The 16989-nt window shown below is 46.9% G+C and carries 14 protein-coding genes; all 14 read right to left on the reverse strand.

Annotation, left to right across the window (positions count from 1 at the left end; translation table 11 throughout):
• Nucleotides 1-26: 26 nt before the first annotated feature.
• The 14 genes from AC6I2O_RS02240 to AC6I2O_RS02305 all read right to left on the reverse strand — a co-directional run bounded on the left by AC6I2O_RS02240 (nucleotide 27) and on the right by AC6I2O_RS02305 (nucleotide 16981).
• On the reverse strand, nucleotides 27-2477 hold the full coding sequence (locus AC6I2O_RS02240) for an ATP-dependent Clp protease ATP-binding subunit (RefSeq protein WP_497741694.1): 2451 nt from the start codon (nucleotides 2475-2477) through the stop codon (nucleotides 27-29).
• Nucleotides 2478-2666: 189 nt separating this feature from the next.
• Nucleotides 2667-3737: a cadherin-like beta sandwich domain-containing protein gene (locus tag AC6I2O_RS02245; protein ID WP_497741695.1), complete on the reverse strand. Its 1071-nt coding sequence runs from the start codon at nucleotides 3735-3737 to the stop codon at nucleotides 2667-2669.
• A 28-nt stretch (nucleotides 3738-3765) separates the two neighbouring features.
• Nucleotides 3766-5037, reverse strand: a complete 1272-nt coding sequence (gene purD / locus AC6I2O_RS02250) for a phosphoribosylamine--glycine ligase (RefSeq protein ID WP_120393585.1) — start codon at nucleotides 5035-5037, stop codon at nucleotides 3766-3768.
• 96 nt (nucleotides 5038-5133) lie between these two features.
• Nucleotides 5134-5766 (reverse strand): phosphoribosylglycinamide formyltransferase, encoded by a 633-nt coding sequence (purN, locus tag AC6I2O_RS02255; protein WP_120393586.1) that lies wholly within the window; start codon nucleotides 5764-5766, stop codon nucleotides 5134-5136.
• Nucleotides 5760-6785 carry a phosphoribosylformylglycinamidine cyclo-ligase gene (gene purM, locus AC6I2O_RS02260; protein ID WP_120393587.1) on the reverse strand — a complete coding sequence of 342 codons (1026 nt, stop codon included), beginning with the start codon at nucleotides 6783-6785 and terminating at the stop codon, nucleotides 5760-5762. The genes purN and purM overlap by 7 nt, the downstream gene beginning before the upstream one ends.
• Before the next feature lie 17 nt (nucleotides 6786-6802).
• Complete coding sequence (gene purE, locus AC6I2O_RS02265) at nucleotides 6803-7321, reverse strand: 5-(carboxyamino)imidazole ribonucleotide mutase (protein ID WP_120393588.1); 519 nt, start codon at nucleotides 7319-7321, stop codon at nucleotides 6803-6805.
• Nucleotides 7322-7460: 139 nt separating this feature from the next.
• Nucleotides 7461-9536, reverse strand: a complete 2076-nt coding sequence (locus AC6I2O_RS02270; protein WP_497741696.1) for an aminopeptidase — start codon at nucleotides 9534-9536, stop codon at nucleotides 7461-7463.
• A gap of 9 nt (nucleotides 9537-9545) precedes the next feature.
• Nucleotides 9546-9869 carry a DUF6142 family protein gene (locus tag AC6I2O_RS02275; RefSeq protein ID WP_120393590.1) on the reverse strand — a complete coding sequence of 108 codons (324 nt, stop codon included), beginning with the start codon at nucleotides 9867-9869 and terminating at the stop codon, nucleotides 9546-9548.
• Nucleotides 9870-9898: 29 nt separating this feature from the next.
• Entirely contained in the window at nucleotides 9899-10408 is a 510-nt protein-coding gene (locus tag AC6I2O_RS02280) for a VanZ family protein (protein ID WP_120393591.1), read from the reverse strand.
• Nucleotides 10408-10560: a hypothetical protein gene (locus AC6I2O_RS02285; RefSeq protein WP_497741697.1), complete on the reverse strand. Its 153-nt coding sequence runs from the start codon at nucleotides 10558-10560 to the stop codon at nucleotides 10408-10410. The genes AC6I2O_RS02280 and AC6I2O_RS02285 overlap by 1 nt, the downstream gene beginning before the upstream one ends.
• A gap of 28 nt (nucleotides 10561-10588) precedes the next feature.
• A complete protein-coding gene (pyrE, locus tag AC6I2O_RS02290; RefSeq protein ID WP_120393592.1) occupies nucleotides 10589-11260 on the reverse strand; it encodes an orotate phosphoribosyltransferase in 672 nt (223 codons plus the stop codon).
• A gap of 344 nt (nucleotides 11261-11604) precedes the next feature.
• Nucleotides 11605-13716 (reverse strand): glycosyl hydrolase 53 family protein, encoded by a 2112-nt coding sequence (locus AC6I2O_RS02295; RefSeq protein WP_497741698.1) that lies wholly within the window; start codon nucleotides 13714-13716, stop codon nucleotides 11605-11607.
• 150 nt (nucleotides 13717-13866) lie between these two features.
• Nucleotides 13867-15225: an extracellular solute-binding protein gene (locus AC6I2O_RS02300; protein WP_497741699.1), complete on the reverse strand. Its 1359-nt coding sequence runs from the start codon at nucleotides 15223-15225 to the stop codon at nucleotides 13867-13869.
• A complete protein-coding gene (locus tag AC6I2O_RS02305; protein ID WP_497741700.1) occupies nucleotides 15218-16981 on the reverse strand; it encodes a sensor histidine kinase in 1764 nt (587 codons plus the stop codon). Before AC6I2O_RS02305 ends, AC6I2O_RS02300 begins: the two co-directional genes overlap by 8 nt.
• Nucleotides 16982-16989 lie beyond the last annotated feature (8 nt).

Raw genomic sequence — 16989 nt, forward strand, 5'->3', positions numbered from 1 at the left:
AATCCAACTAGATTTCCAGACAGAAATTATGATTCCCGATGAAACTGTATCTTCCCCTTCTGGCAGGACACAGACACCGTATCCCCTGCTTTTATATTGCCGGCAAGAATTTCTTCTGCCAGCGCGTCCTCCACCTGATTCTGCACTGCGCGGCGCAGCGGACGCGCCCCATACTTCGGATCAAAGCCTGCTTTTGCAATATGGCGTTTTACGGCAGGGCTGATTTTCAGTACGATCCCCATCTGTCCCTTACATCGCTCGGACAGCTCTTTCAGTAACAGGCCTGTAATTTCCTGAACGTTTTCCTCGTTCAGTGCATGGAACACGATGGTTTCATCAATTCTGTTCAGAAATTCCGGCTTAAAAATCCGGCGTACTTCTTCCAGAACGCTCGCTTTCATGGATTCGTGATTTCGTTTTTCATCATTCCCTGCCCCAAATCCGAGATGCTTCGGCGCTATGATCGACTGTGCGCCTGCATTTGAAGTCATAATCAGAATTGTATTCTTAAAATCAATCTTTCTTCCCTGACCATCCGTAATATGCCCCTCATCCAAAACCTGAAGCAGAATATTAAACACATCCGGATGTGCTTTTTCAATCTCGTCAAACAGCACCACAGAATAAGGATTCCGTCGCACCTTCTCACTGAGCTGTCCTCCCTCGTCATACCCTACATATCCGGGCGGGGAACCGACCAGACGTGAAACACTGTGCTTCTCCATATACTCAGACATATCGACCCGAATCATCGAACGCTCACTGCCAAACACCACGTCTGCCAAAGCCTTTGAGAGCTCTGTTTTGCCGACGCCGGTTGGGCCGAGGAATAAAAAGGAACCAATCGGCCGATTCGGGCTTTTCAGTCCTGCGCGGCTTCTTCTGACTGCCTTTGCAACAGCCTGCACTGCCTCCTCCTGGCCAATTACTCGCTGATGGAGCAGTGCGTCCAGCTTCAGAAGTTTTCTTCCCTCTGCATCGCCGAGCTTTTGTACTGGTATTTTTGTCCACATCGAAACAATCTGTTCAATGTCCTCCACGATTACCACTGCATTTTTTCCCTGATATCTCGCATGAAGACGTTTTTTCTGGCGGGCAATCTGCATTTCCAGCCGTTCCTTTTCCTCATTGAAAGCTTTGGCATCTCCGAGCCTTCCTTCTTTAATTGCAGCTTCTCTGGCAGCAACCACTTCATCGTACTGCTCTTGAAGTCCGTTTTCTGCCTCTGACGCCTGATAATATCCAAGCTGCTTTCTGGCCGAAGCCTCATCAATCAAGTCAATCGCCTTATCAGGCAGAAACCGGTCATTGATATAACGCCTTGAAAGCTTCACTGCTGCTTCAAGTGCCTCATCTGAGATCGTAACACCGTGATGCTTTTCATATGCCGGACGAAGCCCTTCCAAAATGTGTACGGTATCCTCCTCGGACGGCTCTTCCACATGCACCGGCTGAAATCTGCGCTCAAGTGCAGAATCCTTTTCTATATATTTGCGGTATTCCTCCAGCGTCGTTGCTCCGATCAGCTGCAAATCTCCTCTCGCCAGAGACGGCTTCAGAATGTTGGAGGCATCCATCGCGCCTTCCGCACCTCCTGCTCCGATAATCGTATGCAGCTCATCCACAAACAAAAGTACATCTCCGCTATCCGTCACTTCTTGGATAATCCGCTTGATGCGCTCCTCAAATTCACCTCGGTACTTTGACCCTGCCACCATCCCTGCCATGTCAAGCGTCACAACACGTTTGCCGCGCAAAGTCTCCGGCACCTGATCATTTACCATACGTTGGGCCAGCCCTTCCACAATCGCTGTCTTTCCGACGCCCGGTTCACCGATCAGACAGGGATTATTTTTTGTACGTCTGCTCAAAATCTGAATAATGCGTTCCGTCTCCTGTCCTCTGCCGACCGTAATATCCAGTTTTTTCTGATATGCAAGCTCTGTCAAATCCCTGCTGTACTGATCGAGCATCGGTGTAGAACTACCTCCGCTGCTGTCCATTTTCATGCTGCGCGCCAGCTCCTTGTATTTCTCCTCCGAAAGCCCTATCGCGGAAGCCACATCATTGCACAGCTTCTGAAGGTTCACACCAAGTGTATGCAAGAGCCTTGCCGCAACATTCTGCGCATCCTGCAAAATCGCAAGAAGCAGATGTTCTGTCCCCACTGATTCACAGCCAAGCATTTCAGCCAGGCTGCCGCTGTCCTTCAAAATATCCTCCGCGCGCGGTGTCCATGCCTTTTCATCTGCAAAAGCGATACTTCCCTCCGGGGCAATCAGACGCTCAATCATTGCTTTCAGTTTTTCTTCCTCAACATGATACGATCTCAACACTTCACCCGCAGTTCCCTTTTGCTCCTGCACAAGTCCGATCAGCAGATGCTCCGTTCCGATATAGCTGTGACCACTGCTTTTTGCTGCCTTCACAGCAAGTTTTAACACAGCACTGGCACTTTGTGTATAATTTTCCTGCATGAATGTTCCTCCCGTTTTCCGTTTATCCGGTCAGCGTCTACACACGTACGCTGCCATTCTTCCTGAAACCTTCGTCTTAAAAAATCCACCCGGCAATCACTGGTTCCTTTTTCCAGCTTGTTCGGGCGGATTTCTCTTAACGTATTATTCTTTTTCTCTGCTCGTTTCTTTCCGCCGCCAAAGGATTGTCTACAGATCGATCATTGTTACTTCCACATCTTTGTCCGCCTGCTTTTTTCCTGCAGGCTGTCGATACGTATACTCTGGCTGCTGCTGATACTCCGGCATTTTTTTCGGTTTTTTCTTTGCTTTTGAAGGCTTCGGCACAGTCGTGGGATCATCATCCTGGCCATACCAGTCCTGTGAATCGGTACTTTCTTCATCATACCACATCTGATCCTGCACGCCTTCCTGATCATATCCGGAGGAAGCTGTCATACGCTCCTGTTTCTGCATCATATCTTCCCCGCCCTTTTTTCTGCGGCGTTTTGATGATGTTTTGTCCTTTTTCTGATGTTTAGCCGGTACGTCGTCAAAATATTCTTCTGCCTCATAATTCTGGCCTGTCGCATAGTCAGATCCGCTCCCCTGCGGATATCCAACCCCGTAGTATTCATTCAATTCTGTTTTCAGATCTCTTTTCTTTAAAATCAGGTTGATGACCACAAAAAGCAAAATCACACAGAATGCAATCATTCCATACAATATTTTCATCAGAATACCAGACCGGTCACGATAGCTTCCCACTTCCGTCTTCAGCGCTGTAATCGTTTTTTCTGCTTCCTCCATCGCTGTTCGGTCAACCTTAACATAGCGTGGATCTTCGGTCTGAGGTTCTGTCTCTGTCTCCTTTTCCGTCTCCGTCTGCGGTTCCGTCTCAACCGGAGCAACAGCTCCTCCGGCCGCCTTCACATGCAGATGATACGGATACTGTTCTCCGTTCTCTGCTGACACTGTAATAGTTACCGTCGTCTCTCCATTTGTCAGCTCCGTCCCTGTAATATCCGCAATCCATGCTGCTCCATGGGAAGGAATTGGTTCCAGTTCCAGCTTCTGCGTCCCTGCAGGCACCGTTACCTCGTACTCCGTTCTGCCATATTCAAACGCCGGCGATACTTCCGCTCCCTCAGTCAGAATACCAAGAGAGGACAGAGAGTTATCATTCGATGCGCTCCCTGCAAATACAGGCATACAAAGTCCCCATACCAATGTAATCACAAGCAGGATTGCTGCTTTAACGCAGTATCTTTTCTCGTTCATTTTACACTCCTTTTCCTCTGGCACCGGCTTATGCCTCGTCAATTGCCTTACCAATATCATGTCTGTAATATTTATTCCCAAAATGCACCCACTCTACTGCCTCATATGCATTTTTCCGTGCAGATTTTAGATCAGCCCCTGTCGCAGTCACGCCCAGCACCCTTCCGCCGTTTGTGACAATACCGCCCTTTCCTTTCGCAGTTCCTGCATGGAACACATAATATCCTTCTTTTCCATGAAACGTCTCAAGACCCTCAATCAGATAGCCTTTCTCATAGCTGACCGGATAACCCTCCGATGCAAGTACGACGCAGACTGCCGCATTCTCCTCAAACACAAGATCAATTTTATCCAAAGTGCCGTCAATACAGGCCTCAAACACATCCACGATGTCGGTCTTCATCCTTGGCAATACTACCTGCGTTTCCGGATCGCCGAATCTTGCATTGTACTCCAGCACTTTCGGACCATCCGCAGTCAGCATCAAACCAAAGAAAATAATTCCTTTAAATATTCTGCCTTCTGCCGCCATGGCATCAACCGTTGGCTGATAGATATGCTTCTGGCAATAGGCATCAATCTCTTTTGTATAAAACGGACTTGGAGAAAAAGTACCCATACCGCCAGTATTCAGTCCTGTATCTCCGTCTCCGGCTCTCTTATGATCCTGCGCAGAGGTCATCGTCTTAATCGTCTTTCCGTCCACATAGGCAAGTACCGATACCTCTCTGCCTGTCATAAACTCCTCGATTACCATACAGTTGCCTGCTGCGCCGAACTTCTTATCTGTCATAATCTCCCGGACACCGGCCTGCGCTTCTTCAAACGTATTGCAGATCAATACACCCTTTCCAAGTGCCAGACCGTCTGCCTTCAAAACAATCGGAAACTTCACTGTTTTCAGATAGTCAAGTGCCGTTGCCGCATCCGTAAAATTCTCATAGGACGCTGTCGGAATCTGATACTTTTTCATCAGGTCTTTGGAAAAAGCTTTTGATCCCTCAAGAATAGCCGCATTTCTGCGCGGACCAAATACCCGAAGTCCCTGTTCCTCAAACACATCTACAATACCGCCCACAAGCGGATCATCCATTCCGATCACTGTGAGATCAATTTCATGTTCTTTTGCAAATGCAGCCAAAGCCTCAAAATCCATCGCCTTGATGTCCACACACTCTGCGAATTCTTCAATTCCTGCATTCCCCGGAGCACAGTAAATTTTATCTGCCCGCGGACTCTGCGCAATTTTCCAGGCAAGGGCATGCTCCCGGCCGCCGCTGCCGACGATCAATATTTTCATTCGGTTCCTCCATTGTATCTCAATCGGTCTGTTCTCGTCCCAGACAGATTTTCATGTTCCTGATTTATTCATTACGCATCTTCTCTGATTTTTTGTTTACCGATCTTTCCTGAACCTGACCCTGCCATCCACTACTTCCAGACAATCATTTGCGATCAGATCAATCGCCTGCGGCAGAAGCTTCCACTCTGCCTGCTCCATCACTCTTCTTTGCAGCGTCTCCGGTGTATCATCATCCAATACTTCCACTGCCTTTTGCAAAATAATCGGCCCAGTATCTGTTCCACTGTCAACAAAATGAACCGTAGCCCCTGTCACCTTCACTCCGCGGGCAAGGACTGCCTCATGAACGCCCAGCCCATAATACCCGGTACCGCAAAAAGACGGAATCAGCGCCGGATGAATGTTAATAATCCGATTGGGATATGCATCAACCACATTCTGCGGAATTACAACGAGACATCCGGCCAGAACAACCAGGTCTGCTCCTGATTCCTGCAAAGCCCGCAGCAATGCTTCCTGAAACTGCTTTTCCTCCGGATAATCCCTGCGCGTGACGCATTCTGACGGAATCCCTGCCACCGTCGCACGTTCCAGTGCATACGCCTTCCGGCTGTTGCTGATTACTTTTACGATCTGTGCATTTGTTATTTTTCCATCTGCCACAGCGTCAAGAATCGCCTGCAGGTTCGTACCGCCCCCGGAAACCATAACCGCAACTTTTAACATAAAACGACTCCCTTTTCTCCATCTTCGATACCGCCGATTTCATATACGGTTTCGCCAGCCGCTTCTATCGCTTTCTTTGCTGCCTCTACATCTTCCGGGGCAACCGCAACTACCATACCGATTCCCATATTATAGGTATTGTACATCATCTCTTCCGCAATCTGCCCGCGCGCAGCAAGCATACGGAAAATCGCCGGTACCTCGTAACTGTCCTTTTTAATAACCGCGCACACACCGTCTCTTAGCATACGAGGAACATTCTCATAAAATCCGCCGCCTGTGATGTGGCTACATCCTTTCACCACCACGCCAGCCTCACGGATATTGCGAAGCGCTTTTACATAAATCTTCGTCGGAGCGAGCAGCGCCTCTCCAAGCGTTGTGCCGAGTTCGTCATAATAAGTCTCCAGTGCCTCTTTTTCCATTGGGAATACTTTACGCACAAGAGAAAAACCATTGCTGTGTACACCGGAAGACGCAATACCAAGCAGCACATCGCCCGCCTTCAATTCTTTCCCGGTAATCAAATCCTTCTCATCCACAACACCAACTGCAAACCCTGCCAGATCGTATTCATCTTCCGGATAAAAGCCTGGCATCTCCGCCGTCTCTCCGCCAATCAGCGCTGCATCTGACTGCACGCAGCCCTCTGCCACACCGCTGACAATCTCTGCTATTTTCTCCGGATAATTCTTGCCACATGCAATATAATCCAGGAAAAACAGTGGTTCTCCGCCTGCACATGCGATATCGTTCACACACATGGCCACACAGTCAATACCAACTGTATTATGCCTGTCCAAAAGAAAAGCCAGCTTCAGCTTGGTCCCCACGCCGTCTGTGCCGGAAACAAGCGTCGGCTTTTCCATATGTTTGAATTTTTCCATGGAAAACGCTCCGGAAAAACCGCCGATATTCGTCAGTACCTCCGGTCTCATGGTCTTTTTGATATGTTCCTTCATCAATTCTACAGACTTGTAGCCTGCCTCAATATCTACTCCAGCTTTCTTGTAATCCATGGCTTCCTCCCGTGTATTTATCTCTTCTGTTCTGACATATACTGCCTGTATCCGACTTCCTTCAGCTTTGCATCCTTGGCCTCCACCTGGCCTTTCAGCTCAGCCGCATAATCCTTCACCTTCTGCAAAAGCTCCGGATCTGAAACTGCAAGAATCTTTGCAGCCAGGATCGCTGCATTCGCCCCGCCGCCAATCGCCACGGTCGCTACCGGAATCCCGCTCGGCATCTGTACGATCGAGTACAGGGAATCACGTCCTCCAAGAGATGTCGTGTGCATTGGAATACCGATCACCGGCATTGGGAAAATAGCCGCGCACATCCCCGGCAGATGTGCCGCCATACCTGCACCTGCAATGATCACCTTAAAGCCCTTTTCTTCTGCCGTTCTGGCATATTCAAAAAATACATCCGGCTCTCTGTGCGCAGAGATGATGGTCATCTCATAATCAATCCCGAACTTTTCCAACATATCTGCTGCTTTACTCATTACAGGCATGTCTGAATCGCTGCCCATAACAATACCTACTTTTGCCATAGTATCTGCTCCTTTTCTTTTCGCTGCCGCTCTACCTCATACGGTATCTGCGCGGTATCGTTCAAAAAACACTGCGTTTAAATTCTACCCACTAAAGCCAGGGTTGTCAATGCTCCATTTTGTTTTTTCGGGATTTTTCTCAATCCATTTCCTCCGCCAACGGACCGTTTAGTTCTTCTGTCCCCGGCAGTACAAACCTTCCGTTCTCAATAAGTAAAATCCTGCCGCCGTCCTCCCGGAGCACCTCAATATGCCCCAGCTCTTCATACGGTATTGTGATATCCGTGTGACAGCCAAAATATGCGCTGGCCGGATCTTCTTTTCGGAGCAGGGAAACTTCATTGTCACGGGCAATAATCTCCTTGCCGTCCGCATTGTACACAGGAGTATCTTCCTGCCAGCTGTAACACGTATCTCCCAGCGCAAAATGCGGTCCCATCTTCTCCGCAATCAATATTGGCAGCTTGTCCGCAATATGATACTTCTTTGCCATCCGGTATGCCGTCGTATTGGTACCGATGGCGAATTCTCCGAGCGGCAGCGTATCATGATGATGCATTACATTTTCAAAGAAATACTGATGATTTTCTTCCGGCGTCTCAAAATTTCCGCACGAATATCCACACACCATGCCATCCTCAAACCGGATCTCCAGATCCATATAATTCAATTCATTCAGATATACCTGCCGGATGTGCAGCACACCGTTTGTCCCTGCAAGACGCGGGGACGTAAAGACTTCACCCACCGGAATATTTACATCTGCCACACAGTTTTCAAACAGCGTTTCCTTTTTCGGATCTGTCAGGGACGTAAGCGCCACCGTAAGGTCCGTGCGGTTGCCGTCCTTTCCCTGAATATGAACCGCAGTGCCCTGATCAAGCGCATCAATGAGCTTTTGCTGAATCTCCTGATAACGCTTATAATCCAGCGTATTAATCTTGACCGTCTCACGGAAGATTTCCTCAAACTGTGCACCGATTTCCGGAACCGGGAATGCAATGATTGTAAAACTGCGTTCCTTTCCTATGATATATTCATTGGTGAGCTGCGACGCCTCATGGTCCGCCTGAGCCAGAAGCTTCTGCTGTTTTTCAGAGAGTCTGTACGCTTCAGGTTTTACGGCCGGAACAAATGGCGCCTCGCCAAACACTTCAACAACTGCAGGTCCTCCATGCTCCTTCGCAAGCGTACGATACGTCTCATACGTCTTTCGCATCACCTCAAGCTTCCTTTTTATAAATTTTTTATCCAAATAAATAGCCTGATCTGCACGGTGGTCATAGTCAAACTGTTTGTTCGGGACAGCCCCTGTATATCCGATGCGCAGATGCTGCCGCTTATTCACCGTGCTCACTGCTGCCCGGTAGATCGTCGGCCGCAGCCCCATACGTTCAAAATTCTCGATTGCCCTGCGTATCATACGTTCAAAGCCAAGTTGATACCGCAGATTGACCGTTTTTTTCAGCGAAATATCTTTCCCTCCCATGAGAAATCCGATCCGATACCCTTCCGTATACGTATCTGCCATAGCTGAAATCTCCCCGTCCGAAAGGGAATTTAAAAATTCAGCGGTTTTCAGCTCACTCTCTGACACATATTCTCCATAACGGTACAGATAACGCAGATCATTCAGATCAGAATCCATAATAATCCTTGCCGCAAAATCAAGTTCCGGGTCCAGATTTTCCTGAATACGCCGTGCCACAAACAATTCGCTGTAATCGCTCACAAACCAGTATATGATCTGCTGTATCTCCCTGCGTTTTGGGAGTTCCTCCTGCTCAAAACAGTTATAAACTTCAATAAACAGTTCCAGAAGAATCACAATCTCTTCCAGCCTCTGTTCAAATACATACACAATCAGACCGCGAAGCTCCGCATACAGAAAACTTAGCAGCTTCCCGTACGTCTTCCCTAGTACTGCTGCTGCGTACGCCGGATTGCCATAACTCGTGTCATACTGTCCGGGAAGAATATCAAAATACAGAGATACATTCAGCTCCTGCCACTGTTGTAACGTATAGAGTTCCGTCTCACCGTTCTCAATCGCGTTCTTCACTTCTTCCATCAACAGTAAAAACTGCACTGTCTTTTTAAAATAAATGCAAAAAGGCGCGGAAACCGTCTCCTCTGTACAGATTCCGTGAATCCGTTCCATTGCGAGATGATACCGCTCCTTTAAATACACTTCCTTTCTGTTGTCCTGCTCCATCCTAACCTCCTACATATTGACCAATCCAATGCATACGATAAAAAACCAGCCCGCAATGGAAACTGTCCCGAGTATCGTTCCGACTTTGCTGCAAAAATAGGACTTACATTCATCCTTGAACCCTGCAAAACCATACCACAGTCCGCCGAATGCCATCAAAATCCCACAAAATCCAACCGCACCAATCCAGGTATTTGCACGTCCCTTCAACACAAAAGATACAAACAAGAGCCCCACCAGTAAAAGAACCGACACTACACTGAACACTGCTGCGATCACGCTGTTTGTCGAATATTTTTTTTCTTCAAACGAATATACCTGTCTCTTTGCCATAATTTCTCCTTTTCCGGAACTTATCGTTTCTACGCTGCGCGCTCCTGCCTTTCGGCCTGCGTTTCCGTCTTTTGCCTGCCGCTCTCCAGCCATAAATAACCATGCCTTCCAACCCAAAAGACTGCATATCCCAACAAACCGCCAAGCGTATTCAGCATAATATCATCCACATCAAAACAGCCCACCTGAAAAATAAGCTGGGACACTTCCACAAGCGAGCTGATTTCAAAGCTGATCAGCACCGTCTTCCACCATTTTCTTGCGCTCCTCGCCAGCACGGGAAGTAATGCGCCAAAAGGCATAAATCCAATCACATTCCCTGCCAGATTCAGAAACACTGCGCGCGTCCCAAGTATTTCCCGGTAAGAAAGAAAACGCCTGATCTCCCGAAAGGGGCAGAGATTGTAATCATATACCATGCCTTCCACACCCCTGCCATACTCTTCCGCAAAAAACAGGAAATAAATCAATCCTGTCATGTAAACCAGGAACAGAATTGTCCCGAAAATTTTTATCCCTTTCCGAATCGTCCCTGCCATTAAATCATCAAATCATCCTTTTTCTTCATTATTTTGGCTCCACTGACAATCAGAATAACACCTGAGGTCACACCTGTAACGATAACAATAATCCCCATCACCAGATTTGAAATCCCTGTATTTGCAACCAGTTTAAAAAATTTTTCGTTCATGTGAATGAACCCCTCCTTTTTATGAGTACTATGCGCCGTATGTCTCATAATATGCATCAATCGCCGCTTTTATCGCATCATCAATGATTACTTTTCCCCGATATTCTTTTCCATATAAGTGCTCCACAACCTCTGCCATCGTAACAATCGCTGTTGTCTTTAATCCGTACTTTTCTTCGATTTCCGCAAGTGCGCTCTTCTCGCCCTGTCCGCGCTCCATGCGGTCTACTGACACAACCAGTCCCATCACATCCACATCTCCTTGTGCCTTTATAATAGGAAGCGTTTCCTGGATCGAAGTACCTGCTGTAGTCACATCCTCAATAATAATCACCTTGTCCCCATCCTTAATCGGACTGCCAAGCAAGATCCCTTTATCTCCATGGTCCTTTACTTCTTTACGATTCGAGCAGTAACGAATGTCCCTGTCATACAGTTCGCTGATCGCTGTCGTAGCAGCCACGGTCAGTGGAATACCCTTGTAAGCCGGCCCGAACAGTACGTCAAAATCAAAGCCAAACTTCTCCTGAATCGCTTTTGCATAGTATTCTCCCAGTCTGCGAAGCTGTGTCCCGGTCCGGTAAAATCCGGTATTCACAAAAAACGGAGTCTTTCTGCCGCTCTTTGTCACAAAATCGCCGAACTTCAAAACCTCACAGTCCACCATAAACTCAATAAATTCCTGCTTGTACGCTTCCATCTCTCTGACTCTCCTTTATTCTCAGTACTTTCGCCCGTTTCTTTTATGCATAATCTTTTCTTTTTATCTTTCTCAGACCTTCTGTGATATCTCTCCCATTCTACCATAACATTTCCGAAATAACAACCAGTCAAAACACGCTTTTGCCAGTCTGCCCACCGAATCCTCAAAGCCTACCCTGCAATTAATACTTCTCCCCTTCACTGGCACAGTTATTCCCGCGACATAAAAAGAATCCGCCATTTCTTTTCACAAAATTCGGCGGATTCCCTTTTGTTTTCTTTTCTGTTGCTGTCGTATTTCTAATTTACTCTTCTGCTCATTTGCGGTTTAATTTCCAAGAGCTACGCTTCCAGTACTGTTACAATCGCCGTCACGTCCTTCATCGCCTGTCCTCTTCCTTTGTCCGAAACATTCACATCCGCCACGCCCGATACCTCAAAGATACCTGCTGCTGCATACGCATCTGCATCAATTGCATCCCAGTTTACTTCCACATCTGTAATCTCACCTGTCGCCATATCCATACTCTTCACGGTTTCCGGAAGTACAGGAGCTTCACCTGCTGCCGTTGTCACACTGATACTGCTCTCTACAACATTCTTAGCAAACGCATCATTCCACGCTTGAAAGGATGCATACAGGGTATAACTATGTTCGTTTTCTTCTGAATTTACACCATATACACGCTGTCCGTTCCACGGCCATACACCCTTTCCGGCGTTGTTTGGAACATCATTGATTGTTTTCATGATTTCAATAGCAATATCCCCTGCCAGCTGTACAGTAAATTCTGTTCCTACCGGATAGTTCGGGTTATCCAGTTCATGTTCCACCGCACCGGTATGAGCAGGAGAACACTCTGCAATATTGAATGCTACTTCCGGAAGCATTTTGGAAAGCTCCACGATATTCCGCTGCACCTGATCATACGTACCATGCCAGTCTGGATAATAAGAAACACCAATACGATCTACCATGCCGCCCATACCGTCCAGATCTTCGGCCAGCAGGCCGATCAGAGTCGTTACCTTTTCAAAAACATCTCCTTCATCCAATACCACCTTCTCGCTGTCCTGTGGTTGTTCAAATACATTAAACGCGAAATGCATCTCGCTCTGGATATCCAGTCCGTATTCCTCGTTCAGAGCCGTGATCGCCCGGTTTCCTGCATCAACCAATCTTGCAAGATTGTTAACAGAAGCTACAAACTCCTGGTACGCTTCCGATTCCTTATCTCCGTTCGCTTCCGCATATTTCACCCATTTTACACCGCCGCCTTCCGCTGCCTCCGGGTTAATTCTGCTTCCGTCAATCGTCCGTCCGTCTGCGTCCAAATTGTCCTCTGAATTGTCGCGGATAAAACGCTTATAATAGTCATGAAAATGCGCAAATTCATTCACGTCGAGATATTCTGAGCCCCACATCATCCCGTTCGTAATCTCATTACCGATAGCTACGATGGAAGGAACTGTACCCTGATCAATCAGTTGCTTGATGTAATCATACGTATAAGCATACACTGCATCTACCAGCTCATCAAAAGTAAGGTTGGCCCATGCATACGGCTTTGGCTGATTCTGCGGGTCCGACCAGCTATCTGAGTAGTGAAAATCAATCGCTAACTCCTGTCCCGCTCCTATAATATATTTCGCATATTCCATCTGTGTTTCAGGAGCACAGTTCGTTCCAACTTCCGGTGCATGCTCCAGATCTATTGCCTCGTTAATGTCCGCCGCCATACGCCAGTCACCTTCACTCTTCGGCTCATTCCATACACGCAGTCGCGTAACATCCCAGCCCAAATCTTTCACAAGGCCAAAATAATTTTCACCTGTTTCCATAGAAGCCTGTGTCAGCTGACCGCCCCGCACACCTTCCTGCACTGGTTCATTATCTCTGTTATAATAATACAGATCCTCAAGTCCCACTGTGGAACTGTCTGAACCATTGTTCATGTCCCTACGGAGATAATTCATCACACGAAATTCCTTCACACCGGAAATTCCTTCTGTTTCTGCCGTAAACTTTACATAACGCAAACCCTCGAATGCAAACAAATCTGTATAATTGGCTCCGGCCGCCTCATTTTCCATACGATCTGCAAACACCGTCCAGCTCTCACCGTCAGCAGAACCTTCAATTTTATACTTATAAACAGAAGCACTGTCCGCAAATACGGTCTGAATTTTATGAATCTCATTGTAAGTACCGCCAAGATCCACCAGAAGCGACGCCGAATCTGCATCCCACGTCCATGTCGTATTCAAGTCCCCGTCTGCCGCAAGCGCTGCCTCACCCTCATCAGAGGAAAACGAAACCCAGTATTTTCCGGAAAGATTGCTCTCTGCCGGCTTATACTCTGCCTCTCCCTCCAATGCAAATACAGTCGTCGGCAGCATACCGGCAATCAGACTGGTGCTCAATAAAAGCGCTGCAATTTTTCTCTGTTTCATAGTGTGTTCTCCTTTACCTTTTTCTCTGCCAAAGAGCTGTTCACTCTGCTTTGCAGGACAGTATTAGCGTATCATTTTTCACAATCGCCAGCCAGAACACATTCTATAGAATTTGTTTTTATTTGATAGATCATTTTACCGAATCTAGTTTTATTGAACCGTTAAATCCGGAAATTCTCTGCGTAGTTCACTCCGCAGTGTATTGAGCGCCTCATCTGCGGTCATATTCCGGTCAGCATCCAGCACATTGGAAAGCAGTCCCAGCCGCTCAAAGATAACGCCATCCTCTGCAGTCAGCGCTCGCGTTTTTATATTTGGAATAATCTTATCCATATAATAAACACCAATATCCTGCTCGCCAAACCACCCGCTCTTGTAACTTTTCAGTTCCGGTTTTACTTCATACGGCCTTTTTGCTGCTGTCATCAGTCCCATAGAATTGAGAATCTCCGCTCCCTCTGTTGAAAGAGTCGCAAACTTCAAAAATTCCCAGGCCAATCTTTTGTCTTTACACATTTTCGTAATTCCCATTGCTGTACCGCCCCAGCTCACATTCCCTTCTGGTATCCCCATAAGCCCCCACCGGCCCTTTTTCCTTCCATCAAGGTCATTATACTCAATAGATTTTACAGACCACGTCGCACACGGCAGAAAAATATGAGAATTTTCCTGGAGCGCAGCATACCATGCAGGCGTCCACGCAACAAGGTCATCTGAAATGTGTTCATCACGGAAGCTACAAATCAACCTGAGCGTCCGACCAAAAACCGCTTCCACATCAATCATCTGATTCTGTACCCACGGAAGCTCAACCTGCTCCTGTAAAAACTGGCGCACATCGCCAATACCTGCCCACATGCACACCTGCCCATTGCTTTTATTGTATACTTCTTTTCCCTTTTCCATAAACGTTTCCCAGTCCGGAAGTAATTTCTCCAGCTCTTCTGGCTCGTCCGTTCCCAGATATTTCTTTGCCAGATCCCTGCGGTACGCCAGGCCTGCCGGGGAAAGAGACTGCTCAATCCCACAGACATTTCCGTTCGCATTTACCATATGGGGATGTATGTACTCATACACGTCTGCAAGCTGAAAACAATACGGTTCCTGTTCCAGCGCCTCCCACATATCCAGCTCAAACGCCTCACCTCTTGTATCTACAATCGCCCATGCAAGATCGGGCAGTTCGCCTCCCATAATAAGTTCCGTTTCATAACGCTGTACTACGTTTTTATTCTGTATTTTAACAAACTTAAATTCCACATTTGGATAATGCTCCTGAAATGCCTCAGACATCATCTTGAAATAGGTTTCATCCCATCCCCATGTCGTCAACGTTCCGCAGTAATCTTCCGGAAGCGGTTCGTCATAAGGTAGTTCTAAAGTAGTATGTAGTTCTGTTTCTTTCTCCATCATTACTTCTGCCTCTTCCTCACTGCCACTGCAGGCAGTCAAAAGAACTGTGCACAGCAAAAGAAATAAGAGCCCTGTCTTTTTCTTTCTCTTATTCACGCCTCTCTTCACCTCCCTGTGTCTTTTCCCACAATAACGGCAGACGCAGCCAGACACGAGTCCCCTTTTCTTTTCTTCGCTCAATCTTCATTCCATATGTAGCGCCATATAGAAAGCAGATTCTGTCCCGCACATTGCTGATCCCGATATGTTTTCTCCCGCCTTGTTCCGCTCTCCCCACTTCTCCCTGTGCAAACTGCTCCAGACATTCTTTTGCAATTCCGACTCCGTCATCCTCCACAGTAATGTGAAGCTGTCCATCTTCCACAAAAATGCGGACACAAACATTCCCCGGTTCTTCTGCTGGCAATATCCCATGCAATATCGCATTCTCAACGAGAGGCTGGATAATTGTTTTTGGCACCACACATTTTTGCAGCCCTTCCTCACAATGTATATTCACCGTATATCTTCCTGGATACCGGTACGTCTGAATCCTAAGATAACATTCCGTCAACTCCAACTCCTGTTCAATCGTTGCTTCAATACTGTGCTCTCCGATATTGAGCGTCTCATGCAGAGAGTACAAAAGCGAACGGACAATCTCCACCACATCCCATTCCTGTTTCGCCGATGCCAGGTACACCACAGTATTCAGCACATTATACAGATAATGTGGATTAATCTGTGAAAGCATAATGTCAAATTCCATTTCCTTTTTCTGACGTTCATATCTCATCTGCGCCTCAGTTCCACGCTTTATTTCCTGAAGCATGTGATCGCAGCATTCATATAGTGTCTCTATCTCATCTCCTGTATGGATTAGTTGCAGCATTTCCATATTGCCACATTCCATTTTTTCCATTTGTTCGGAAAGCTGTGTCACAGGCCAAATCATACGCTCCATCATCCGAGAAATAAAAACCAGAATTAATCCCAGTGATATAAAAAACGACAGTGCAAAAAATTCCAGCACAAACTGACTTCTTTCCCACAGAAACTCGTTCGGAATCAGCATACACAGTTTCCAGCCCGTCTCCTCCACAGATTCGCAAAGCAGATAGCCTCTGTCTACCTTTACAGCCTGCTTGTCGGTCACTTCTGTCATTTGAACCAGATAATCCTGCAAAAGTCCCTCTGCATCCTGCGCGTACAAAACAGCGCCATCACCGCGCACTAGACATACATGTTTATAATTTTCTGCATAGAGACGAACCTGTTCCAGAAAAGAATTCAGATAAATTTCGAGATATAACGTTCCCTTTCGTTCTCCAAAATGATACTTGTCCAGCATCTGAACCTGATAACAGATAATCGGTTCCCCGTCGGCTCCACGATTATAAACCTTGGAATATGGGCTGTCCTCTGTACTATTTTGCACAATAAGCTCCTCGCCGGGCATCTGCTCACTGTAACGTACATAACTTGTCCCATACCAGATTCCGCTCTCCATTTTGAGCATGGAATTGTTGATATAACTTCGCAGATTATTATAAAAAATTAACCGGTTCGCTATGCGGTCATACGAACTCTGCCTCTGAAACTCACTGGTAAAAGGTTCCAACGCAAGACTTTCCTGCAATTCCTGGTCAATCAGAATGCTCTGCGCAAATCTCTGTACATCTTCCACCATAAAACGAATCTGACCAGTAACCTGACGAAGCTTTGCTCTTTCATCGGATATTTCCTGGCTTCGCACAACCGCTTCAAAATAAACGAAGCTGATAACTGAACCAAGTACCATGGAAGCAGCCAGAATCAGAGAAATATTCCGTAGCATCCGCCATTTAAACTTTCTTTTTCTCTGTTTTTGCATGTTTATCC

It is taken from the genome of Blautia sp. St.27G3 (genome assembly GCF_059728505.1).

Coding starts and splice junctions, on each gene's coding strand:
- AC6I2O_RS02240 (WP_497741694.1), bottom strand. CDS start 2,477: ATGCAGGAAAATTATACACAAAGTGCCAGTGCTGTGTTAAAACTTGCT.
- AC6I2O_RS02245 (WP_497741695.1), bottom strand. CDS start 3,737: ATGAACGAGAAAAGATACTGCGTTAAAGCAGCAATCCTGCTTGTGATT.
- purD (WP_120393585.1), bottom strand. CDS start 5,037: ATGAAAATATTGATCGTCGGCAGCGGCGGCCGGGAGCATGCCCTTGCC.
- purN (WP_120393586.1), bottom strand. CDS start 5,766: ATGTTAAAAGTTGCGGTTATGGTTTCCGGGGGCGGTACGAACCTGCAG.
- purM (WP_120393587.1), bottom strand. CDS start 6,785: ATGGATTACAAGAAAGCTGGAGTAGATATTGAGGCAGGCTACAAGTCT.
- purE (WP_120393588.1), bottom strand. CDS start 7,321: ATGGCAAAAGTAGGTATTGTTATGGGCAGCGATTCAGACATGCCTGTA.
- AC6I2O_RS02270 (WP_497741696.1), bottom strand. CDS start 9,536: ATGGAGCAGGACAACAGAAAGGAAGTGTATTTAAAGGAGCGGTATCAT.
- AC6I2O_RS02275 (WP_120393590.1), bottom strand. CDS start 9,869: ATGGCAAAGAGACAGGTATATTCGTTTGAAGAAAAAAAATATTCGACA.
- AC6I2O_RS02280 (WP_120393591.1), bottom strand. CDS start 10,408: ATGGCAGGGACGATTCGGAAAGGGATAAAAATTTTCGGGACAATTCTG.
- AC6I2O_RS02285 (WP_497741697.1), bottom strand. CDS start 10,560: ATGAACGAAAAATTTTTTAAACTGGTTGCAAATACAGGGATTTCAAAT.
- pyrE (WP_120393592.1), bottom strand. CDS start 11,260: ATGGAAGCGTACAAGCAGGAATTTATTGAGTTTATGGTGGACTGTGAG.
- AC6I2O_RS02295 (WP_497741698.1), bottom strand. CDS start 13,716: ATGAAACAGAGAAAAATTGCAGCGCTTTTATTGAGCACCAGTCTGATT.
- AC6I2O_RS02305 (WP_497741700.1), bottom strand. CDS start 16,981: ATGCAAAAACAGAGAAAAAGAAAGTTTAAATGGCGGATGCTACGGAAT.